Below are 21,696 nucleotides of genomic sequence, written 5' to 3' on the forward strand. Positions count from 1 at the left end.
GGTCCTGTCGATGTAAAACGAAGAAGGTGCCACTTATGCTTAAGAATATCAAAGCTCCGTCGCTCAGTACCGCGCTGAAGGCCTCGACCGTCGCGGGTCTTGCCGCTGCGGTGCTTGCAACCGGTATTCCCCTCCAGATCACATCCTCCTATGCAGAAGCAGTGAAGGTTCAGGCGCCGTCCGTTCCGAGTTTCGCAAACGTCGTCGATGCCGTTTCGCCGGCCGTCGTGTCCGTTCGAGTTGAAAGCCGCGTCAAGCCGGTAGCTGACGACGAAGGCAATGGCTTCTCGTTTGACTTCAACGGCCGCGGCTTCGACGATCTGCCGGATGCTCTGAAGCCTTTCTTCCGCCAGTTCGGCGAGCAGGGCCCGCAGGGTCATCGCGGTGGCCCTCCCGGCAAGCACTTCGGTCAGCCTGACAGCAAGGGTCGTCTGCGCCCGGTCGCTCAGGGCTCCGGCTTCTTCATCTCTGAGGACGGCTATATCGTCACCAACAATCACGTCGTCTCTGACGGCAGCGCCTTCGTTGCGGTCATGAACGACGGCACGGAACTCGATGCCAAGTTGATCGGCAAGGACCCGCGCACCGATCTCGCGGTCCTCAAGGTCGAGGCCAAGGGACGCAAGTTCACCTACGTCAACTGGGCGGACGATCACAATGTTCGCGTCGGCGACTGGGTCGTTGCCGTCGGCAACCCGTTCGGTCTTGGCGGCACGGTGACGGCAGGTATCGTCTCGGCTCGCGGCCGTGATATCGGCTCCGGCCCCTACGACGACTATCTGCAGGTCGACGCCGCTGTGAACCGGGGCAATTCGGGCGGACCGACCTTCAACCTGAACGGCGAAGTCGTCGGTATCAACACCGCCATCTTCTCCCCATCAGGCGGTAGCGTTGGCATCGCCTTCGCAATTCCGGCATCGACGGCCAAGGACGTCGTTGCCGACCTGATGAAGGACGGCACGGTCTCCCGTGGTTGGCTCGGCGTTCAGATCCAGCCGGTGACGAAGGATATCGCCGACTCGCTCGGTCTCTCCGAAGCCAACGGCGCGCTCGTCGTCTCTCCGCAGGACGGCTCGCCTGGCCAGAAGGCCGGCATGAAGGCTGGTGACGTCGTAACCGCTCTCAACGGTGAACCAGTCAAGGATGCCCGCGATCTCAGCCGCCGTATCGGCGCGATGCAGCCTGGAAAGAAGGTCGAACTCTCGATCTGGCGCTCGGGCAAGGCACAGTCCCTGCAGGTCGAACTCGGCACGCTGCCGGCCGACCAGAAGGACGCTTCGAGCGACACCGACGATCAGGCACCGGAAGCGCAGGCTCCGGCCTCCGAAAAGGCGCTCGCCGATCTCGGTCTGACCGTCGGTCCTTCGGATGACGGCAAGGGCTTGCAGATCACCGGTATCGATCCGAACTCCGACGCAGCCGACAAGGGCATCAAGGAAGGCGAGAAGATCACCTCGGTCAACAACCAGGACGTCTCCTCCGCCGATGACGTCGTCAAGCTGCTGAACCAGGCAAAGAAGGACGGGCGCACCCGCGCGCTCTTCCAGATCCTGTCGAAGGACGGCAGCCGCTTCGTTGCCCTTCCGCTCGACGGTCAGGGCTAATCCTCTCCGCCAGAAACCAGGAGCCGCGCCACTGCGCGCGGCTCCTTTCCGTCAATGCATCATGGGTGCCGCGATGACGTCCCTGCAACAGGACACAGCTTCAAGTCTTGCCGAAACACAGCCGACGGGTAATGTCGGGCGCATGAAGATTCTGATTATCGAAGACGATCTGGAAGCGGCCGCTTATCTCACGAAAGCCTTTCGCGAGGCGGGCATTGTCGCCGATCATGCAAGTGACGGTGAGAGCGGCCTGTTCATGGGCACTGAAAATACCTACGACGTGATCGTCATCGACCGCATGTTGCCGCGTCGCGACGGCTTGTCCGTTATCAGCGAGCTTCGCCGCAAGGCAATTCATACGCCGGTTCTGATCCTTTCGGCCCTCGGCCAGGTGGACGACCGCGTGACCGGACTTCGCGCCGGCGGCGATGACTATCTCCCGAAGCCTTACGCCTTCAGCGAACTTCTCGCCCGTGTCGAAGTGCTGGGTCGTCGCAAGGGCACGCCCGACCAGGACGTCGTCTATCGCGTCGGCGACCTGGAGCTTGACCGCCTGTCCCACGAGGTCCGGCGCGGCGGCAAGGAAATCCCGCTGCAGCCGCGCGAATTCCGTCTTCTCGAATATCTCATGAAGAATGCCGGGCAGGTGGTGACGCGAACCATGCTCCTTGAAAACGTCTGGGACTACCATTTCGACCCGCAGACCAATGTGATCGACGTGCATGTCTCGCGCCTTCGCTCGAAGATCGAGAAGGACTTTAGCCAGCCGCTACTGAAGACCATTCGCGGTGCCGGTTATATGATCAAGGATGAGGGATGAGCCGTTTTCGGGTTCTCTTTAAGTCCACCGCGGTCCGTCTCTCTGCCCTTTACATCCTGCTCTTCGCGATCTGTGCCGCGACGCTCGTCTTCTATGTGACGGCGATGTCGGAGCGGCTCCTGACGAGCCAGATCCGCGAAGCCGTGCAGCAGGAAGTCGATCAGGTCCAGCGGGCCTATGATACGGGTGGCATGAATCTGCTCCTGCGGACGATGGAACGTCGTGCGCGCCAGCCGGGCGCCAACCTCTACATCATTGCCGGCCCTTCCGGCGACATCCTCGCCGGCAACGTTGCTTCGGTCCAGCCGGGCGTAATGCTGGAGGAGGGGTGGACGTCGCTGCCGTTCTTCTATCAGCGCTACTCGGAAGGCGGGCAAGCGAAGCGCCACATGGCGGTCGCCAACATCGAAGTCCTCGACAATGGTTTGAAGATCCTGATCGGACGCGATCTCGGAGAGCCGGAGGCATTCCGTGGCCTCGTGCGCCAGGCGCTGATGATTGCTTTGGCGATCATGGGTCTGGGCGCGATCATCATCTGGTTCGGCATCGGCCGAAATGCACTGAAACGCATCGATCGCATGTCGGCCGCCAGCAAGAAGATCATGGCGGGCGACCTGTCGCAGCGCCTTCCGGTCGGTGGTTCGGGTGACGAATTCGATCGTCTGTCTGCATCGCTGAACGCGATGCTCGGTCGAATTGAAAAGCTGAACGAGGGCTTGCGGCAGGTCTCCGACAATATCGCACACGATCTGAAGACCCCGCTGACGCGCCTGCGCAACAAGGCCGCGGATGCGCTGGATACGCCTGAACCCGATGTGAGGCGCGTTGCTCTGGAGGGGATTATCTCCGAATCCGACCAGTTGATCCGAACCTTCAATGCGCTGCTGATGATCTCTCGCGTCGAGGCTGGATCGGTCGCGGCCGAAATGTCGATGGTCGATCTTTCCGCGATCGTCGCTGACAGCGCCGAGCTCTATGAGCCCGTCGCCGATGAAGCGGGCCTTGCACTGACCTCGGCCATCGACCCGGGCGTAGAGGTGCAGGGAAATCGCGAACTGATCGGCCAGGCGATCTTCAATCTCATCGACAATGCGATCAAATACGCCTCCGGCAGTGATGGTGGCGACATTGCGCTGCGCCTCGTGCGGCGGAACGACGGCATCTGCCTACAGGTAGCTGATCATGGTGCCGGTATTCCGGCCGAGAAGCGGGAAGAAGTCCTCAAGCGCTTCGTTCGCCTTGACGAAAGTCGGTCGAAGCCCGGCACCGGGCTTGGGCTTTCGCTGGTGGAAGCGGTCATGGAACTGCACGGCGGTCGTCTCGAACTTTCGGATACGGATGCCGACAACCCGGCCCGCCGCGGCCTGACGGTCACGATGGTATTCCCGGCAAAATAGAAGCATTGCGGTCACTCGCGCCGAATGTCGCAACAGGTCAATTTGGAGGTTGGCCGCGCGCGTCTTGGACCCTAACTTACTCGGCAAGAGCCGGAGGGACGTCTGATTCCCTCACCGGCCGTTCGCTGTAGCCAGGGAGGGCGCATGCTGACGACATCGAAGCACAGCCTCAGGGATGTGACGGAAGGCCTCCTCAGGCCATTGAGCAAGACCGAATTGAAGCTGACGCTTGCCGACCTGCAGAAGATCGGCAAGAGCGAGCCGGTGGTCGCGAGCCTCCTCGGCGAAGAGAGTGCTCTGAAGGAATTCGTCACCGCCGCGCTCACCTTGTCGCCCTACTTGCGAGAGATCGCCAACATCGATCCGGCCGCCTTGGTTGGGGCTATTTCTGAGCCACTGGAACCTCAGATCGAGACCCTGGTCAACGAGGCCAGGAATGCGTGGAGACCAAACGGCGACGACGCAGGCGCTCCGAGCGAGGCCGACGTGATGAGCCGTCTGCGGATCGCAAAGCGCCGGGTTGCGTTCCTGCTCGCCTTGGCCGATCTCGGTCGGATCTTCGATGGCCGGGTGACCACCGCATGGCTGAGCCGGCTTGCCGAGGCGGCCGTGAGTGCCGCTATCGATCACCTGTTGCTGACCGCCCACGAAAGCCGCAAGCTGCGTCTGAAGGACGTCGCACATCCGAGCGATGGGTCGGGATTGATCGTTCTCGGTATGGGCAAGCTCGGTGCCTCCGAGCTGAATTACTCATCCGATATCGATCTGGTGGTCTTCTTCGACGAACAGGCTGGAATCCTCGAGGATCCCGACGACGCGATCGAGGTCTTCCCGCGTCTGATGCGGCGTCTGGTTCGGATCATGCAGGAGCGAACGGCGGATGGCTACGTCTTCCGAACCGACCTCCGGCTCCGCCCTGATCCGGGCTCCACGCCACTCGCAATCTCCGTCGATGCGGCGATGATCTACTACGAAGGGCGAGGGCAGAACTGGGAACGCGCCGCCTTCATCAAGGCACGCGCCGTGGCGGGCGACCTGCGGGCGGGCGAGCAATTCCTGCGCGGCCTCGTCCCCTTCGTCTTTCGCAAGTATCTCGACTACGCCGCGATCGCCGACATCCATTCGATCAAGCGGCAGATCCATGCCCATAAGGGCCACGGCGCGATTGCCGTCAAAGGTCACAACGTCAAGCTCGGCCGCGGCGGTATCCGCGAGATAGAGTTCTTCGTTCAGACGCAACAGTTGATCGCCGGCGGCCGCATGCCCGTTCTGCGTTCGCGCGGCACCGAAGAGACGCTCGTCGAGCTGACCAAGGCGAAATGGATCGACGAGGAAACGCGCGACGAGCTGATCGACGCATACTGGTATCTTCGCGATGTCGAGCATCGCATCCAGATGGTGCGTGACGAGCAGACGCACCTGTTGCCGGAAACGGAGGCGGAGCTGAAGCGCATCGCGTTCATGATGGGTTTTGGCGATACGCCGAGTTTCTCCGAGAAGCTGGTCGAAACTTTCCGAGCCGTGGAACGGCGTTACGCGCGCCTTTTCGAACAGGAAAACCGCCTTTCGACGGAAACGGGAAATCTCGTTTTCACCGGTCAGAACGATGATCCGGACACCCTGATCACGCTTCGTAAGATGGGCTTCGAACGGCCATCGGACATATCGCGCGTCATTCGCACTTGGCACTACGGACGCTACAAGGCGACCCAATCTGTCGAAGCGCGAGAACGCCTGACCGAGCTTACCCCCCAATTGCTGCGTGTGTTCGGGGAGAGCAAGCGGGCGGACGAGGCGATCCTGCGGTTCGATAGCTTCATTTCGGGGTTGCCGGCCGGCATTCAGCTCTTCTCTCTGCTCGGCAGCAATCCGGCGCTGCTATCGCTGATCGTCAACATCATGTCGGCGGCGCCGAAGCTCGCTGAAGTGATTGCCGCAAAGCCCCACGTTTTCGACGGCATGCTCGATCCCGGCCTGATGGCCGAGTTGCCGACGCGCGAGTATCTGGCCGAGCGACTAAAGGGATCGTTGCTACAGGCGAGGTACTATGAGGAGGTGCTGGATCGGTTGCGCATTTTCGCGGCCGAGCAGCGGTTCCTGATCGGCATTCGTCTTTTGACGGGTACGATCAACGGCGCAATGGCGGCGCGCGCCTTCACGCACCTTGCGGACCTGATCATCGAAGCGGCGCTGAACGCCGTACGCCAGGAAATGGAGGCGTCCTATGGCGCATTCCCGGGTGGCCGTGTCGCCGTTGCCGGAATGGGCAAGCTCGGTAGCTTCGAGCTGACGGCCGGTTCCGACATCGATCTCATCCTCCTCTACGACTACGATGATGCGGCGCCGGAATCTGTGGGCGAAAAGCCGCTCGACGCCGTTCGCTATTTCACGCGGATGACACAGCGCCTGATCGCTGCCTTTTCCGCGCCGACAGCGGAAGGCGTTCTCTACGAAGTCGACATGCGCCTGCGACCCTCCGGCAACAAGGGACCGGTTGCCACCCGGATCAACGCGTTCGGAAAATACCAGCGGGAAGAAGCGTGGACGTGGGAGCACATGGCGCTCAGCCGTGCTCGCCTGATCTGCGGTGACGCCGGCCTGATCGCGGAAGCCGAGAGCATCGTCACGGATGTTCTCTCCCGGCATCGTGAGCCGGCCAAGCTCGCTCGCGACGTCACCGAGATGCGCCAGTTGATCGAAAGCGAAAAGCCGCCCGCCAGCGCCTGGGATTTGAAGCTCATTCCGGGTGGGGTGATCGATATCGAATTCATCGCGCAGTATCTCGCGCTGGTCGCCCCCACGAAGGGTGTCGAGGCCAAGGTCAATGGCCTGAATACGGGTGAAGCTCTGAAGCTCCTGGGCGGTCGTCTGATGTCCGCCGGTGATGTCGACACCTGCCTGGAGGCGTTTCAGCTTTATACCGAGCTGTCGCAGTTGATCCGTCTTTGCATCGACGGGCTGTTCGATCCCAAGGAGGCGCCCGCCGGTCTGATCGACCTCGTCTGCCGCGCGGGCGATTGCCCCGACATCAAGACGCTCGAAGGGGAGCTGAAGCGCCTTGGCAAATCCGTTCGGCGCATCCTTCAGTCGGTGGTGGTGCCCTAGTAGGCAGCGTCGGGAATACGCAGCGAGATAACGGTGCCGACCGCCTCGCGCGAGCGGATCTTCATCGAGCCGCCGTGGAGCGTTGTCAGTGAGCGTGAGATCGCGAGACCCAGGCCGGAGCCGCCTTTGCTCTTGGCATACTGGCTCTGGACCTGTTCGAAGGGCTGGCCGATCTTGTTGATCGCGGCCTTCGGGATGCCGATGCCGGTGTCGGCGATCGTCAGGATGACGCTGCCATTGGCGCGGCGCGTGCGAACCGCAATGCGGCCGCCCTCATTGGTGAATTTCACGGCATTCGAAAGAAGGTTCAGCAGGATCTGCTTCACGGCCCGACGATCTGCCGTCAGCGTCATGCCATCGCGAATGCACTGTTCGATCTGGATATTCTTCTCGCTGGCAGGGATGGCCGTGAAGCGAAGGCTTTCTTCGATCAGCGGCAACAGATCGATCTGCTCGCACTGAAGCTTCATGTGGCCCGCTTCGATCTTCGACATGTCGAGAATGTCGCTGATGACGTTCAGGAGATGCTTGCCGCTATCGTGGATGTCGCGCGCATATTCGTCATACTTGGTTGAGCCAAGCGGACCGAACATCTGGTCCTGCAGGATTTCCGAGAAGCCGAGAATGGCGTTGAGCGGTGTGCGCAGCTCGTGGGACATGTTGGCAAGAAACTCGGATTTAGCCTTGTTGGCGGCTTCCGCGCGTTCCTTCTCTGCGAGGTAGTTCGTGTTGGCGACGGAGAGTTCTGACTTCTGACTTTCGAGGCTCTGGCGCGAGGCGGAGAGGTCGCCGATCGTTGCCATGAGGCGACGCTCGGAGTCGCGCAGACGCTCCTGATTCCGTTTCAACAGGGTGATGTCGGTCCCGACCGAAACCATGCCGCCATCGCGCGTGCGCCGTTCGTTGATCTGCAGCCAGCGTTCGTCGGCAAGCTGCACCTCACTGGTGCGGCTGTAGCCGTTGCCATCGGCGTCAGCGATACGGCGTTCAATGACAGGGCGTGCCGCCGCCGCATTGACGGCCACCCGCTCGGTGCCCGGCACCAGCACGCTGTCCGGCAGGCCGTAGGCTTGCTGGAAGTGAGCGTTGCACATTACCAGCCGGTCGTTCTTGTCCCAAAGCACGAATGCCTCGGACGTGCATTCGATGGCGTCGGCAAGCCGCTGGTCGGCTTCGGCGTAGCGCTGTGCGAGGCGGTGCTGTTCCGTCACGTCCATGGCGATGCCGATCATATGAACACGGCCGCCGGTGGTACGGATCACCTGCGCACGAGCGCGCATCCAGACATAGTGGCCGGCTGCGTGACGCATCCGAAAAATCTGGTCGATCTGTTCGAAGTCGCCGCCGGCGACCGAACGGGCGATCTCGTAAATTCCGCTATCGTCAGGATGCATCAGGCGGGCGGCATCGCCGAAACACATGTTCTTGTCGGACGCTGGAAGCCCCAGCATCTCGTACATGGACCGCGACCAGAAGAATTCGCGCCGGTCGAAATCGAAATCCCAAAGACCGCAGCGGCCGCGGGATAGGGCGGTCTCGACGCGCAGGTTGGATTCCAGGAAGATATCGTCGGCGTCCCGTGCGCGCCTCACCTGCATGTAGTAGGCGTAGAGGACGACGAGCAGGATCGAAGAGATGCCGGCAAAGAGAGTGACGTTAAGGGTCACCTCTTCGCGCCAGAGCTTGCTGATGCGATCGAGCGACGTCGCGGCCACGACATAGCCGCCAGAGCTGCCGATCAGTGTGATTTCGGCATAGTGCGCACGACCGCTTATCATCGTCTCGATGACACCGGCCCGATCGCCGAAACGCCGGGCGGACGAGATGTCGGAAAAGAAATCGCCGACACTTGCCCCGATGTAAGCAGCGCCGGCTGCCGATGCGGCAAAGACCTTGCCCGTCGGCTGCACGAGCAGCACGAAAGCATCGTCGTCTAGCCGGTCCTGGGGCAGAAAACGGGCGAGGCGTTCCTGGGCGGCGGCAACCGTGCCGGCTTCGAACAGGCTGTCGGCGTCCGCGAATGCTGCTGCAGCGGTGGCGGCAGCCAAAGTCGTCGAATGGCGGGCGGCAGCCTCCATCCGGCTGTACTCGGACATCATGCCAAAGAAATGGGAGGCGGCTACAACTGTCAGGAATGCGACGATAAGAAGAGGGATGGTGCGCTTCAGCACATTCTCGGCATACGTGAAATTGCGGGAAGGGGGTCTTGCGGACGCGAGGCTGCTGTCGGCAAAGCTGTCACGCAGCGAGCGCAGCCCTTCGAAATCGACACGCAGCCGTCCTTCGGCTACGGTTGCCCGCCGCACGTTCATCATGTTTGATCTTGATCCCTCGTGTGATTCGAAGCGCCGCTCGCTTGAACCTGACACAGTGAATCATCGGTGATTCGCCTTGTCCAGAGGAAAAGGTAAAAATCTATTAACCGATTCTAAGTGCTGAATTTTCTTTCAAACAGGTTGCGCGGCTAACTGTCCTTTCGCCGCGCCCTTATGCAAATCACCCTTGCAGCGTCCGTTCGACGATGTCGCGAACGTCTGTGGAGAGCTTGTCGGACTGCTGAATCTCCGCGAGTGCCTTGCGTGCATGCTCCGCCCGAACAGGCTCCAGCGAGCGCCAGGAACGCATGGAAGTCAGTAGGCGCGCGGCCAACTGTGGGTTGCGAGCGTCGATGTCCAGGATCTCGCGGGCGAGGAAACGATAGCCCTCTCCATCGGCCCGTCCGATCCCCGTCGGGTTCGTGAAAGCGAAGGTCCCGATCAGCGATCGAACCCGGTTCGGGTTCGTCCCAATGAAAAGAGGATTTTCCATGAGTTCGACTACGCGGTCGAGCGCCTTTGCGCCGGGAATGGTCGCCTGGACGGAGAACCACTTGTCGATCACGAGCGCATTATCGGCAAACCGGTCGCGGAACGTCTCAAGCGCGTCAGCGGCTTCCGCGCTGTCGGGGAAGCGGTGCGCCAGAATGGTCAGCGCCTGCATCAGGTCCGTCATGTTGTTGGCTGCATCGAATGCCGCTTTTGCTCGCGATGGGGAGGCTTCGGCATAGGAGAGGTAGACCAGCGCGGTATTGCGAAGGGCACGCCGTCCGGCGCTCTTCGCATCAGGCGCAAACTCGCCCGGGGTCAGCATCGTCTCGTGCAGCTTCAGGAAAACGTCGCGGCCGGCATCGGCAACCTGCTTCATGATCGCCTGGCGTCCGGCATGAATGGCGTCCGGATCGTTGTTGCCGCCGAGTTCACGGGCGATGTCGGATTCGCTCGGTAGAGCCAGAGCCTGAGCGCGGAACGCCGGTTCCAGACTGTCGTCGGCCGCAGCCGCCAAAAGGGTGTCGACGAATGTACGATCGGCGGACGCGGAATGTCCGTCGCGCGCTGCCTTCAGTAGGGTCGGCAATGCCAGGTCGGTCAGTGCCTGCCAGCGGGCGAAATGATCGGTTTCGTTACGCGCCAGCAGAGCAAGATCGGCAGCCGTCTGATCGAAGTGCAGCTTGATCGGTGCGGAGAAGCTGCGATTGATCGATACCACCGGACGAGATGCGATGCCATGGAAGACCGCGGTTTGCGCTCGGTCCGTAAGATGCAGGATCTCTCCAGCGTATTCCGCGCCGCTGGCCGACGACGGCTGCAACTGAGCGCCGTCTTCAGCAAACAGCGCTAGGCTGAGCGGGATATGCATCGGCTTCTTGTCGGTCTGGCCGGGTGTCGCCGGGATCATCTGTTCGAGCGACAGGGTGAAGGTCTTCGCCGCCCCATCGTAGCTGCCGGAAGCGGTGACCAGCGGTGTACCTGCCTGCTGGTACCAAAGAGAAAACTGCGTGAGATCGCGGCCGCTGACATCCTCGAAGCACTTGACGAAGTCTTCGATGGTGACAGCCTGACCGTCGTGTCGTTCGAAGTAGAGATCCATTCCCTTCTTGAACGTGTCCTTGCCGAGCAAGGTCGCGATCATTCTGGTAACTTCACTGCCCTTCTCGTAGACGGTCGTAGTATAGAAGTTGTTGATTTCGCGGTATTGCGTCGGCCGCACCGGATGGGCGAGCGGCCCGCCGTCTTCCGGGAATTGCTCGGATTTCAGGTGCCGAACTTCTGCAATACGCTTGACGGGGCGGGACCGCTGATCGGACGAGAATTCGTGATCGCGATAGACCGTCAGGCCTTCCTTCAGGCACAGCTGGAACCAGTCACGGCAGGTGATGCGGTTGCCGGTCCAGTTGTGGAAATACTCGTGCGCAATGATCGCTTCGATATTCGCGTAGTCGGCGTCGGTCGCGGTTTCGGGATCGGCAAGGACATACTTGTCGTTGAAGACGTTCAGCCCCTTGTTCTCCATCGCGCCCATATTGAAGTCGGAAACGGCGACGATCATGAAGATATCGAGGTCGTATTCGCGCCCGAAAACTTCCTCGTCCCACTTCATGGAACGCTTCAGCGCATCCATGGCGTATCCGGCGCGGGGTTCCTTCCCATGCTCGACATAAATCTTCAGGGCGACTTCGCGGCCGGACATGGTCGTAAAGGTGTCTTCGATGACGCCGAGGTCGCCCGCCACAAGCGCAAACAGGTAGCTCGGCTTGGGGTGCGGATCAAACCAGGCAGCGAAATGCTTACCTTCGCCGTAGCCGGCGCCGCCGAGGAAATTTCCGTTCGACAGGAGCAGAGGGTTGGCGGCCTTGTCTGCGATGATATTCACAGTGTAGGGCGCCAGCACGTCGGGCCGATCCGGGAAATAGGTTATCCTGCGGAAACCTTCGGCTTCGCACTGCGTGGAGTAGATGCCGCCGGTACGATAGAGCCCCATCAGCTTGGTGTTGGCTTCGGGGTTGATGATCGTGGTGATCGTCAGCTCGAAGGGTTCCGATTCCGGGAGGCCTCGAACAGTCAGGCTCTCCGGCGTCGCCGTGTATTGGTCAGGCGCCATTTCGATCTGGTCGAAGAGCAAGCCGGCCAAAGCCAACTCGTCACCGTCAAGCACCAGCGGTGCAGCCGTGTCGGCGCCCTCGCGCCGATGGAAGATCAATCGGGATTCGACCTTTGTCTCTGTCGGGTCCAGCTCGAAGGTCAGGTCCACACGCTCCAGAACGAAGTCGGTGGGGCGATAATCTGCCAGATTGATGACCTGGCCGCTGTCTGTGCGCATGGTGTTCCCTGAAGGCCTTTATACGATGCTGTCGCAGGCGGAGTTGGGAGCTCTCCCGCAGACTGGGATGCGGATAATTACATTAAAATCTGAACCAAAGCTAAAGCGAAACGCGCTGCGTCTAAGTTTTGATTGCGTCGGCGCGAGAGAGATACTTGGCGAAACGGGCTGAGTGGCGTTCCGTGCCTGACGCCAATCTGCTCACCCCGCGAACGAAAAAGCACGTATCGACAATTATTTGGCAATGGGTCTGTTATTTGCCGGCAAGCGCTGCCACACTCTCCAGGCGTCGAGTCTGATGCGTTCTCCCGCCTGCAAGAATGCGAGCTTCCGATGGGGTCGGTTTTCGAAAATCCAATGAGAGGCATCGCGTTCAAGGTGGCGTCGGTGGTCACTTTCGTTGCGATGCAGACCTTCATCAAGCTAGCCGGAACCGGGATCCAGCCGGGGCAGGTGACTTTCTGCCGGTCATTCTTTGCGCTGTTTCCGATCATGGCCTATCTCGCCTATCGCGGGCAGCTGCGCAGTTCCTTTTATACATCGAACCCCATCGGACACCTGAAGCGGGGAACTCTCGGGATCATTTCGATGGGCCTGGGTTTCTATGGGCTCATACACCTGCCACTTCCGGAAGCCATCGCGCTTGGCTACGCAACACCTTTGGTGGCCGTGGTGTTTGCAGCGCTCTTTCTGGGCGAGACCGTTCGGATCTACCGGTGGACGGCGGTCATCATCGGCCTTGTCGGGGTTTCGATCGTCTCCTGGCCGAAGCTGACGCTGTTCCGTGAGGGCGGCGTGCAGACCGAACAGGCCATCGGCGCCGTGACGGTCCTTCTGGCGTCGGTCCTCGGCGGCATGGCGATGATCCAAGTGCGCAAGCTGGTCGAGGAAGAGAAGACGTCAACGATCGTTCTGTACTTCTCGATCACCGCCTCGGTTATGTCGCTGGTGACGTTGCCGTTCGGCTGGGACATCCTCGAGTTCGAGCCGCAACTGTTCTTGATCGCTGCAGGCTTCTGCGGCGGCGTTGCGCAGATCCTGTTGACCGAGAGCTATCGCCACGCCGACGTCTCCACGGTTGCCCCCTTCGAATACACCTCGATAGTGCTCGGCGGCGTCATTGCCTATTTCCTGTTCGAGGAAGTGCCGACCTCAAGCATGCTGCTTGGCACGGCGGTTATCGTCGCAGCCGGCATATTCATCATATACCGGGAGCATCGCCTGGAGCTCCAGCGACGTAGCGCGCGTGATCTCAGCGCCTGAAACATCAGCGCTAAAATATTGATCTCTCGAATGTATCGGTTTCGCGACTTTTCCGTACGCGTAAAACGACTTCATGAAATTCATGGCTGGTGTCGGTGTCCAAGCCGTGCTTACTGAAGATGAACAAAAGTCATTTATTTGCGCAGCTGCATGTTCGGTAGGGACGACGGCGGCGGTTCCGGTTGCTGGAACTCTGCGTGTGGGGATGCCGGGAAAAACATGTCGCTGAATGCCGATGAACTGGCCGCCCATCCGAAATTCATTCTCGGTATTCGTTTTCATGCAGGCAGAATGCGCGGCATGTTCGAAGCAGGCCCGCGTCTGGCAAGATTGCTTGCTTCCCAGCAGCGTTGGCTGCTGACGCAGATGGCCTACGCTCTGTCCATGGAGCGCGATATGGCCAATCCCGCCTCGGGTTTTACCGCCGTGGGCCTTGCAAGCGAGATTACTTCGTTCAAGGTGGCAAGCCGCAACACCGTTTTGAGTTTCATCGACGAATTGTTGACTTATCGCTTCATCGCCTGCGAACCGGGAGATCAGCGCAAGCGGCCACGCCACTATGAGCCGGCCGAAGTCAGCCATCAGGCGATGACGAGTTGGCTATGGTCCAATCTATGTGCGCTCGACATGCTTGACGGGGGTGATCGCGCGCCGCAATTCGAAGCGCATCCGCACTGGATACGCTCCATGCAGCCACGAATCGCCAGAAACTGCCTTCGGGATGCTGGCTGGCGGGAGCCTCACGAAAAGGTCGCCCTGTTTCTCTGGAACGACGCGGGCGGCCTCATCGTCGATCACTTCATGTCGCAAATCGATCTCGACGGCGATGATCCTGATCATTTCATGGTGGGGCCGATCGACAGCCGGACGCTTGCGGCCGACTTCATGATGTCGCGCACGCATATGCAGAGGCTGATTGCGAAGGCTGTGCAGCAGGGATGCCTGGAGTGGCAGCAGCCGTCAACGTCGCGGAAACCGTTGCTGCTGATCTCGCGCCAGTTTGTCGATGAGTACTGCCGCTGGCAGGCGATAAAGTTCGCCTATGTCGATGAAGCCTTTGAATGGGCGAAAGCGACTGTGAAATAGACCGTATTGCCGGCGTGTCGCCGGCAAGTCACGTCTACCTCAGTATTGCTGGAAATCAGCAAAGATCGCCGCAGGCCGGGCGATACGGCTGCTCGTTCCGGTGCCGCGAGCGGTCATCTGCTCGTTCGTGGCAAAGCCGGAATGGCTGTAGCTCTGTGTGGTGCGAGCGCGGTTGCTCGCGAGGCGCAGGGTTTCAAACCTGCAATGCGTTGTACGAAAAGGTGTGCTCATGGCCTTGGATCCTGTTCTGATTCCTCCCAAGACACATCGCTAATATTGCAGTGCACCATAGATTTTGCAACGCATAAGAATACGAAACAGATATGCGCAATTTGCATGGCTTATTTCATAAAAGATTTAGAATTGTCTATTTTTAATGCAGATTAGAGATCTGCGATTCTCCGCTTGAATTCCAGTAAGTCGTTCCACGCCAAGCGTTTATTGATTGGCGCGGTGAGGAGATCCTGCGGATGCAGGGTGGCGATTGCCGGAACAATATGTCCACCGGCAGCGATTTCTCGCCATTGACCTCGGAGGCCATGGATCGTGTCGTTCTCGCCGAGGAAGACGCGCGCGGCGAAATTTCCGAGCAAGAGAATCACTTTTGGTTCGGCGAGGGCGATCTGGCGCTCGATAAAGGGACGGCAGATCTCCATCTCAACTGAGGAAGCAACCCGGTTTCCCGGCGGGCGCCAGGGGATGACCTGCGTCAGCAATATCTGCGCGCGGTCGAGACCGATTGCCGCCAGCATCTTGTCGAGGAGCTGTCCGGGGCGTCCCGCGAACGGCGCTCCGTCCCTGTCGTCGTCGGCGCCGGGGCCGGAGCCGATAAGCATGATACGGCTTGAGGCGTCGCCGCTGGCGAAGATCGTCGACCGCGCGCTACGCTTTAGATTGCAGCCTTCAAATGCTTCGATCGCCGTCTTGAGTTCCGTCAGCGAGCGCGCCGTCTCCGCGGCGAAGCGCGCCTGCTGCACCGCCTCGCCATCCGGGATGGCGGGCTGTGGCATGCCAGGTACGCGCTCGGGCTGCGGCGTCTGCCGCGGGGCAGGGGACGTGCGTGACGGTGCCTGTTGGTTATCGACCTGCGGTGCGGCCGCTGAAGCAGACCGGCGCGCGCTCTTCAACGCGTCGAACTCGGCGAAGCGATCGACGGCTTCTTCTTCCAGCATCCATTCCACGCCGGCATCTGCGTAGAAATGCAGAAGGGCGGAAAGTTGTCCTGCGGAAAGATCGTTGGCGGAAGAGATCATGTCCGAAGCTTACCGAAGCGGTCGCAGCAAGGAAAGCCCGACGCGGGCGTCCAAGCCGCTATTGCACCGTCCATTGATCAATATCGTCGCGTTCGCCGATCAATGCGAGACCGTGTGCGATGGAGAGCAGTTCTCCACCGGTCTCGATCTTGTCGGTTTCGAAACGCCTGGTGAAGATCTGGCGGACTGCTGGCACGAACGAGGTCCCTCCTGTCAGGAAGACCTTGTCGATTGCAGAGGCCGGCGTGTTGGTCTTCTGCAGGACATCGTCCAAAGCACCCTCGATCTTGGCGAGGTCGTCTGCGATCCACGCCTCGAAATCGGAGCGCGTGACGGTGCGATGACCGCCACGGCCGAGCGGGCCGAAATCGAATCCGGCCTCGTCTGACGACGACAGCGCCATCTTGGTCGCGGAAACGGCTTGATAGAGTGGATAACCCTCGTCGTGCTCGACGAGATCGATGAACATCTCGAGCTTGTCGGGCTCAAGCGCCGTGCGCACCAGCTTCTTCAGGTCGTTGAACTCGCGGGACGTCTTGAAGATCGACAGCTGGTTCCATCGGCCGAAGCTCGAGTAATAGTTGGTGGGCACTTCCAATATCTTGTCGAAGCTTTTGAAGTGGCTGCCCTTGCCGATCTGCGGCGCGACGATGTTGTCGATCATCCGATAGTCGAAATGATCGCCGGCGATGCCGACACCCGAATGACCGATCGGCGTTGCCGACAGCTTGCCGCCGTTCGTCTCGAAGCGGATCAGCGAATAGTCGGTCGTACCCCCGCCGAAGTCGGCAACGAGGACCGTTGCGTCGGACGTCAAGTGCTGGGCGAAATAGAACGCCGCAGCGACCGGTTCGTAGACATAGTGGATCTCAGGAAAGCCGAATCGCGAGAGCGCTTCGTTGTAGCGCTGGGTGGCAAGTGCGGGATCCGGACTGGCGCCGGCGAAATGGACGGGTCTGCCGGCGACGATGCGGGACACATCAGATGGCCAGTGGTCGCTGGCATAGTGCTTCAGCCGCCGAATGAAGACCTCCATGAGATCTTCGAAGCTGTGGCGCTTGGCGTGAATCAATGTGCCCTGGAAGAGGGCGCTGGCCGCGAACGTCTTGATCGATTGCAGGAAGCGGCAATCGCCGGGATTGTCGATGAACTGGCGGATCGCCGCATGCCCGGCCTCGACCTTCAGCGCCGACGCACCGAGGTGGGCGTCCTTCATGAAGGAGAGGGCTGTACGCATGCTGTCGCTGATGCCAGCCGCGCTCTCAAAACGCATCGAATGTGTGTCGCGTCCATCGGCCATTGCGATGACAGTGTTCGTCGTGCCGAAGTCCAAACCAAGCGCCTGAGCCATGCTCGCACCTCCATAAGCCGATCGTGTTGTTTGAGACAGGAGCGACTGCTCCGCCAAGGGCGGCAAGGGCACGCCCGTATTTGAAGAGCGCGCGTGATGCCACAGCGCCTTGTCTTGTTCAAGAGATGGTTTGAAAAATGAAACGGGCGCCATCGGCGCCCGCTCATCATTTATTCGGCGGCGATCGCCCGAGGTGGCTCTTCCTGTTCCTCGTGCGTCTTCTTTCGGCCGAGGCCGAGCAGCCAGTCGCTCAGTCTGCCCATCTCGACGAAGATGACAGGCGTGATGAACAAGGTGAGCGCCTGCGACACAATCAGGCCGCCGACCACGGCGATGCCGAGCGGTTGGCGAAGTTCCGAACTCGCGCCTGTGCCGAGGGCGATGGGCAATGCGCCGAGCAGCGCGCAGAAGGTCGTCATCATGATCGGCCGGAAACGCCGGACGCAGGCTTCGTGGATTGCCTCCGACGGCGACATTCCGGTGCCGGAGCGCAGGTTCTCCAGCGCCACGTCAATCATCATGATGGCGTTCTTCTTGACGATGCCGATCAGCATGAGAAGGCCGATCAGGGCGATGATCGACAGATCGAAGCCCATGACCTTAAGCGCCAGCAGCGCGCCGAGAGCCGCCGCCGGCAGGCCAGACAGGATCGTCAGCGGATGGATGAAGCTCTCATACAGCACGCCAAGCACGACATAGATTGTCAGCACCGCTGCAAGGATCAGGAGCGGCGTGTTGCGCTGCGACTGCTCGAAGATCTGCGCCGTGCCGCCGTAGGACGTGAAGATGTCCGTCGGCATGTCGATATCCTTCTTGATCTGGTCAATCGCCGCCGTTGCATCGCCAAGCGATTCGCCGGCCGGCAGGTTGAAGGATACGGTGGTCGAAACCAGCTGGCCCGTCTGGTTGATCGTCACCGGCCCGGTCGTGCGGCGAACCGTTGCGAAGTTGGACAGAGGCACCAGCGCGCCGCTGCTGGAGGCGACGCGGATGTCCTGCAGCTTCTGATCATCCCAAGGCTTGCTGGTGTCGTATTCGACGAGAACGTCATAGCTTTCGCCCGTCGATTGGATCTGGGCCGCTGCGTAACCGCCGAACGATTCCTGTAATGTGGTCCGAAGCTGATCGTCGGTGATGCCGAACGCCGCGGCCTTCTCGGTATCCACGACGATATCGGCCTGCAGTGCATTGTTCTGCGCGTCGGAGGTCACGTCCGTGAACCGCGGATCGGCGTGCATGGCCTGCTGGATCTTGTCCGCCCACAGGTTCGTCTGGTCGGCGCTTAGGGCCTGTATGACCAGCTGGTACTGGCTGGCCGTCTGCCGGCCGCCGAAACGCAGGCTTTGTTGTGGCGTGATGAAGGCCTGAAGGCCGGCGATCTTCCCGATGCTTGCGCGCAATTCCCTCAATGTCTGATCAAGCGGCGGACGCTGGTCCTTGTCCTTCAGCTCGACATACATGGTGCCGTTGTTCAGCGGACTGCGCGCATTGCCACCGACGATCGACATGACGTGATTGACGGCCGGGTTCTGCTTCACCAGAGCCGCGGCCTGGTTCTGAAGCTCCTGCATGGCGGGGTAGGAAATGTCCTGGCGGGCGCGTGTCGATATCGACAGGCGGCCGATATCTTCCGTTGGGAAGAAGCTCGCGGGCAGGGTCATGAACAGATAGACCGTGAGCCCCACCGAAGCGAGGAATAGTCCGAGGATCGCAGGGCGGTGCGCAAGGCACCATCCCACGGCTCGTTCGTATCCTCGTAGCGTCCAGTCGAAACCGGCATCGAACCATCGAATGAAAATCGGCGGGCGTTCGTGGCCGCTGCCGAGCCGCGATGCCAGCATCGGCGTCACCGTCAGCGACACGATCGCGGAGGCAACGATCGCGATCGCAACCACCATGCCGAACTCGTTGAAGATGCGGCCGACGACCCCGCCCATGAGAAGGATCGGAATGAACACCGCGATCAGCGACACCGACATCGAAACGATGGTGTAGCTGACTTCCCCGGCCCCCTTGATGGCCGCCTGAAGCACGGGCATGCCGTCTTCCACGTGCCTCAGGATGTTTTCGAGCATGACAATCGCGTCGTCGACGACGAGGCCGACCGCTAGCGTCAGCCCGAGCAGGGAAATGTTGTCGATACTGTAGCCGAGCACGTACATCATGCCGAATGTCGTTATCAGCGACAGAGGCACGGCAAGACCAGGAATGATGGTCGCCGTCAGATGGCCGGTGAAGAGGTAGATGACCAGCACCACGAGGCCGATCGTCAGCAGCAGCGTGAACTTGACGTCGGCAATCGCGTCGCGGATTGGTTTTGCCGAGTCGTTCATGACCGTCGTGGTGACGGAGGCGGGAATTTCCGCGTGCAGAGCCGGCAGCTTTGCGTTGATCGCATCGACCACCTCGACCGTGTTGGCGTCTGGCTGGCGCTGAATCGCGAGCAGGATACTGCGCTTGCCGTCATACCAGCTACCGGTGTTCAGGTTCTCGACGCTGTCCTGCACGTCGGCAACGTCGCCGAGATGGATAGGCGCCCCGCCAGGGTTGGCGATGACGAGCGAGCGGAACTCGGCCGCATTTGTCCGCTGTGTATCGGCATTGATCGTCATGCTTTGGCTGTCGTTCTGCAGCGTGCCGACAGGCACCTGACTGTTCGCCGCAACCAAAGCCTTGTTGACCGCGTCGATACCGATGCCGCGATTGAGCAGCTTGTTGGGATCGACTTCGACGCGCACGGCGTAGGTCTGAGCGCCGAAAACGCTGACCTCGGCCACGCCGGGAAGTGTCGCCAGCGACGGCGAGATGATGTTCTCGGCAATATCGTCGAGTTTGCTGCGCGGCATAGTATCGCTTTGCACGGCAAGCAGCATGACGGGGGCATCGGCAGGATTGGTTTTGCGGTAGCTGGGCGGCGTCGTCATGTTGTCGGGCAGCTGGCGCGTCGCATGCGAGATCGCCGCCTGCACGTCGGCGGCCGCCGCATCGATGTTGCGGTTCAGATCGAACTGCAGCACGATGCTGGTATTGCCGAGCGAGTTCGTGGCGCTGATCTCGCTGATTCCGGGGATCGTCTCGAACTGCTTGATCAGCGGCGTCGCGACAGATGTCGCCATCGTCTTCGGCGAGGCGCCGGTCAGGGCAGCGGAAACGTTGATCGTCGGAAAATCGACCTGCGGAAGTGCCGCAACCGGCACAAGCTGGTAGCCCGCTAGACCCGCAAGGACGGCGCCGATCGCCAGCAGTGTGGTCGCAACAGGTCGTTGGATACAGAAATTCGGTATCATTCCTCGGTACCCGCCACGATGGTTTCGGTCTTGGCCGTCTCGTTCGCCGCAGCGACATTGGGCGCCTTGTCGTCGAACTGCTCTTTGACCGGCTGTTTATCGACAAGCTGGGCCTGGCCTTCGACAACGACGTGGTCGCCTTCGGAAAGGCCGCTGGAGATCGCGCTGAAGCCACCGTTCGCACGCGCAACGGTTACCGGCGTCAGCTGCACCTTTCCGTCCCTCACGACAAACGAGAAGAAGCCGTTGGCGCCAGGGCTGACAGCGACGGTCGGCACGACGATCTGCTGCTGGTTGTCATTGAAGTGGACGACGATGTTGACGGACTGCCCGGGCCAGAGCGCGCCGGAAGCATTCTCGAACTTGGCTTTCGCCAGGATCGTGCCGGACGCTGAATCGACCGTATTGTCGTAGAAGCTGATGTGCCCCTTGCGCGGCTTGCCCTTGTCGGAGCGGGGAACGGTCGTCACGTCCACCGGTCCTGCCGCCATCGACTGCTTGAGCTGGCGAAGGTCGCCTTCCTGCAGATGAAACTTGACGTAGATCGGATCGTATTTCGCGATCGTGACGATCTGCGATCCGGCGTTGACGAAAGCGCCAGGGCTGACGGCAATGTCCCCCAGCCGACCGTCGAACGGCGCCCGGATTTCCGTATGTTCCAGAAGAATCTTGTCGGATGCGACGGAGGCCTTGTCGGCCTGTACGGTCGCCGCGGCGGTGTCGCGCGCGGCCTTGGCCTGATCGTAGGTCTGCTGGGTGCCCGCCTTCGAGCTCAACAGGTCGGCAGCACGGGTAAGTGCCGTTTCGGATTCCTGCGCTGTCGCCTGGTCGCGGACGATCATTGCGTTGTCCTTGTCGACCGTGGCCTGGGCTGTCCGGTTGTCCAGCTTGACGATCAGGTCACCAGCCTTGACGGTCGCGCCATCTGTGGCGACGATCTCCGTGACGAGACCTTGTTCCTGTGCAGCGATCGTGGTGTTGTCATCGGCGTCGGCCCAGCCGGAAGCCGTCACGTCACGTGGCAGGATGGCCTTTGTTGCCGCAACGGTCTTCACCAGGGTCGGCCCCCCGCTACCGCGGTTGTGACCCTTTCCGCCCTTCTGATCTCCACCTTGCTGAGCGCCGTCGCCGCCGCTCGCGTGCCCGTTGGCGTCGGCTTGCTGCGTCGCTTTGGCAGTAAATTTTGAAAGGTAGGGAATACGGTCCTTATATTGCCAGGCGCCAGCGCCGGCAGCGGCAATGATACAAACGGTTATCCAAAGCTTCTTCATGGTTAAGACCGGTCTTAGGCAGGTTGCGCAAATATTCAGCCCGTATTGAACCACGTTTATTACGGCGCAAAAACGACACAATTCGCCGCCGACCATCACTAAGTGGTTATAATAGCTTAAATT

13 protein-coding genes are annotated in these 21,696 nt (G+C 60.6%); 6 read left to right on the forward strand and 7 right to left on the reverse strand.

The window, feature by feature from the left end; translation table 11 throughout:
- The first annotated feature begins 35 nt into the window (after positions 1–35).
- The 4 genes from ASE04_RS27115 to ASE04_RS27130 all read left to right on the forward strand — a co-directional run bounded on the left by ASE04_RS27115 (position 36) and on the right by ASE04_RS27130 (position 6,926).
- Positions 36–1,604, forward strand: coding sequence for a Do family serine endopeptidase (locus ASE04_RS27115; protein ID WP_056825293.1), 1,569 nt, complete (start codon positions 36–38; stop codon positions 1,602–1,604).
- A gap of 142 nt (positions 1,605–1,746) precedes the next feature.
- On the forward strand, positions 1,747–2,424 hold the full coding sequence (locus ASE04_RS27120) for a response regulator transcription factor (protein WP_156408905.1): 678 nt from the start codon (positions 1,747–1,749) through the stop codon (positions 2,422–2,424).
- Entirely contained in the window at positions 2,421–3,821 is a 1,401-nt protein-coding gene (locus ASE04_RS27125) for a sensor histidine kinase (protein ID WP_056825295.1), read from the forward strand. Before ASE04_RS27120 ends, ASE04_RS27125 begins: the two co-directional genes overlap by 4 nt.
- 144 nt (positions 3,822–3,965) lie before the next feature.
- Entirely contained in the window at positions 3,966–6,926 is a 2,961-nt protein-coding gene (locus tag ASE04_RS27130; RefSeq protein WP_056825297.1) for a bifunctional [glutamine synthetase] adenylyltransferase/[glutamine synthetase]-adenylyl-L-tyrosine phosphorylase, read from the forward strand.
- On the opposite strand, the gene ASE04_RS27135 is transcribed toward ASE04_RS27130, so the two are convergent.
- Positions 6,923–9,241, reverse strand: coding sequence for a PAS domain-containing sensor histidine kinase (locus ASE04_RS27135; protein WP_056825298.1), 2,319 nt, complete (start codon positions 9,239–9,241; stop codon positions 6,923–6,925). The two genes, ASE04_RS27130 and ASE04_RS27135, sit on opposite strands and share 4 nt — an antisense overlap.
- A gap of 181 nt (positions 9,242–9,422) precedes the next feature.
- On the reverse strand, positions 9,423–12,062 hold the full coding sequence (gene pepN / locus ASE04_RS27140) for an aminopeptidase N (protein ID WP_056825301.1): 2,640 nt from the start codon (positions 12,060–12,062) through the stop codon (positions 9,423–9,425).
- Between the two features lie 333 nt (positions 12,063–12,395).
- Between pepN and ASE04_RS27145 the strand changes: the two genes are divergently transcribed.
- Both ASE04_RS27145 and ASE04_RS27150 read left to right on the forward strand, forming a co-directional pair.
- The gene (locus ASE04_RS27145) at positions 12,396–13,325 is read left to right on the forward strand and encodes a DMT family transporter (RefSeq protein ID WP_056825304.1); all 930 of its coding nucleotides are present in this window, start codon (positions 12,396–12,398) and stop codon (positions 13,323–13,325) included.
- Positions 13,326–13,544: 219 nt separating this feature from the next.
- Positions 13,545–14,411 carry a hypothetical protein gene (locus ASE04_RS27150; protein ID WP_056825306.1) on the forward strand — a complete coding sequence of 289 codons (867 nt, stop codon included), beginning with the start codon at positions 13,545–13,547 and terminating at the stop codon, positions 14,409–14,411.
- A 39-nt stretch (positions 14,412–14,450) separates the two neighbouring features.
- Here ASE04_RS27150 and ASE04_RS27155 read toward each other — a convergent pair whose 3' ends face one another.
- The 5 genes from ASE04_RS27155 to ASE04_RS27175 all read right to left on the reverse strand — a co-directional run bounded on the left by ASE04_RS27155 (position 14,451) and on the right by ASE04_RS27175 (position 21,573).
- Complete coding sequence (locus ASE04_RS27155) at positions 14,451–14,642, reverse strand: hypothetical protein (RefSeq protein ID WP_056825308.1); 192 nt, start codon at positions 14,640–14,642, stop codon at positions 14,451–14,453.
- 152 nt (positions 14,643–14,794) lie between these two features.
- Positions 14,795–15,661 (reverse strand): uracil-DNA glycosylase, encoded by an 867-nt coding sequence (locus ASE04_RS27160; protein ID WP_056825831.1) that lies wholly within the window; start codon positions 15,659–15,661, stop codon positions 14,795–14,797.
- Between the two features lie 61 nt (positions 15,662–15,722).
- Positions 15,723–17,015, reverse strand: a complete 1,293-nt coding sequence (locus ASE04_RS27165; RefSeq protein ID WP_056825311.1) for an Hsp70 family protein — start codon at positions 17,013–17,015, stop codon at positions 15,723–15,725.
- A 170-nt stretch (positions 17,016–17,185) separates the two neighbouring features.
- The gene (locus ASE04_RS27170; protein ID WP_056825312.1) at positions 17,186–20,302 is read right to left on the reverse strand and encodes an efflux RND transporter permease subunit; all 3,117 of its coding nucleotides are present in this window, start codon (positions 20,300–20,302) and stop codon (positions 17,186–17,188) included.
- A complete protein-coding gene (locus ASE04_RS27175; RefSeq protein WP_056825315.1) occupies positions 20,299–21,573 on the reverse strand; it encodes an efflux RND transporter periplasmic adaptor subunit in 1,275 nt (424 codons plus the stop codon). Before ASE04_RS27175 ends, ASE04_RS27170 begins: the two co-directional genes overlap by 4 nt.
- Positions 21,574–21,696 lie beyond the last annotated feature (123 nt).

It is taken from the genome of Rhizobium sp. Root708, assembly GCF_001429725.1.
Classification (GTDB): Bacteria; Pseudomonadota; Alphaproteobacteria; order Rhizobiales; family Rhizobiaceae; genus Rhizobium.

Bases quoted from the DNA above. Each gene is read 5' to 3' on its own strand.
- ASE04_RS27175 (WP_056825315.1), bottom strand. From the start codon at position 21,573: ATGAAGAAGCTTTGGATAACCGTTTGTATCATTGCCGCTGCCGGCGCT.
- ASE04_RS27145 (WP_056825304.1), top strand. From the start codon at position 12,396: ATGGGGTCGGTTTTCGAAAATCCAATGAGAGGCATCGCGTTCAAGGTG.
- ASE04_RS27135 (WP_056825298.1), bottom strand. From the start codon at position 9,241: ATGATGAACGTGCGGCGGGCAACCGTAGCCGAAGGACGGCTGCGTGTC.
- ASE04_RS27170 (WP_056825312.1), bottom strand. From the start codon at position 20,302: ATGATACCGAATTTCTGTATCCAACGACCTGTTGCGACCACACTGCTG.
- ASE04_RS27120 (WP_156408905.1), top strand. From the start codon at position 1,747: ATGAAGATTCTGATTATCGAAGACGATCTGGAAGCGGCCGCTTATCTC.
- ASE04_RS27115 (WP_056825293.1), top strand. From the start codon at position 36: ATGCTTAAGAATATCAAAGCTCCGTCGCTCAGTACCGCGCTGAAGGCC.
- pepN (WP_056825301.1), bottom strand. From the start codon at position 12,062: ATGCGCACAGACAGCGGCCAGGTCATCAATCTGGCAGATTATCGCCCC.
- ASE04_RS27130 (WP_056825297.1), top strand. From the start codon at position 3,966: ATGCTGACGACATCGAAGCACAGCCTCAGGGATGTGACGGAAGGCCTC.
- ASE04_RS27150 (WP_056825306.1), top strand. From the start codon at position 13,545: ATGTCGCTGAATGCCGATGAACTGGCCGCCCATCCGAAATTCATTCTC.
- ASE04_RS27165 (WP_056825311.1), bottom strand. From the start codon at position 17,015: ATGGCTCAGGCGCTTGGTTTGGACTTCGGCACGACGAACACTGTCATC.
- ASE04_RS27125 (WP_056825295.1), top strand. From the start codon at position 2,421: ATGAGCCGTTTTCGGGTTCTCTTTAAGTCCACCGCGGTCCGTCTCTCT.
- ASE04_RS27155 (WP_056825308.1), bottom strand. From the start codon at position 14,642: ATGAGCACACCTTTTCGTACAACGCATTGCAGGTTTGAAACCCTGCGC.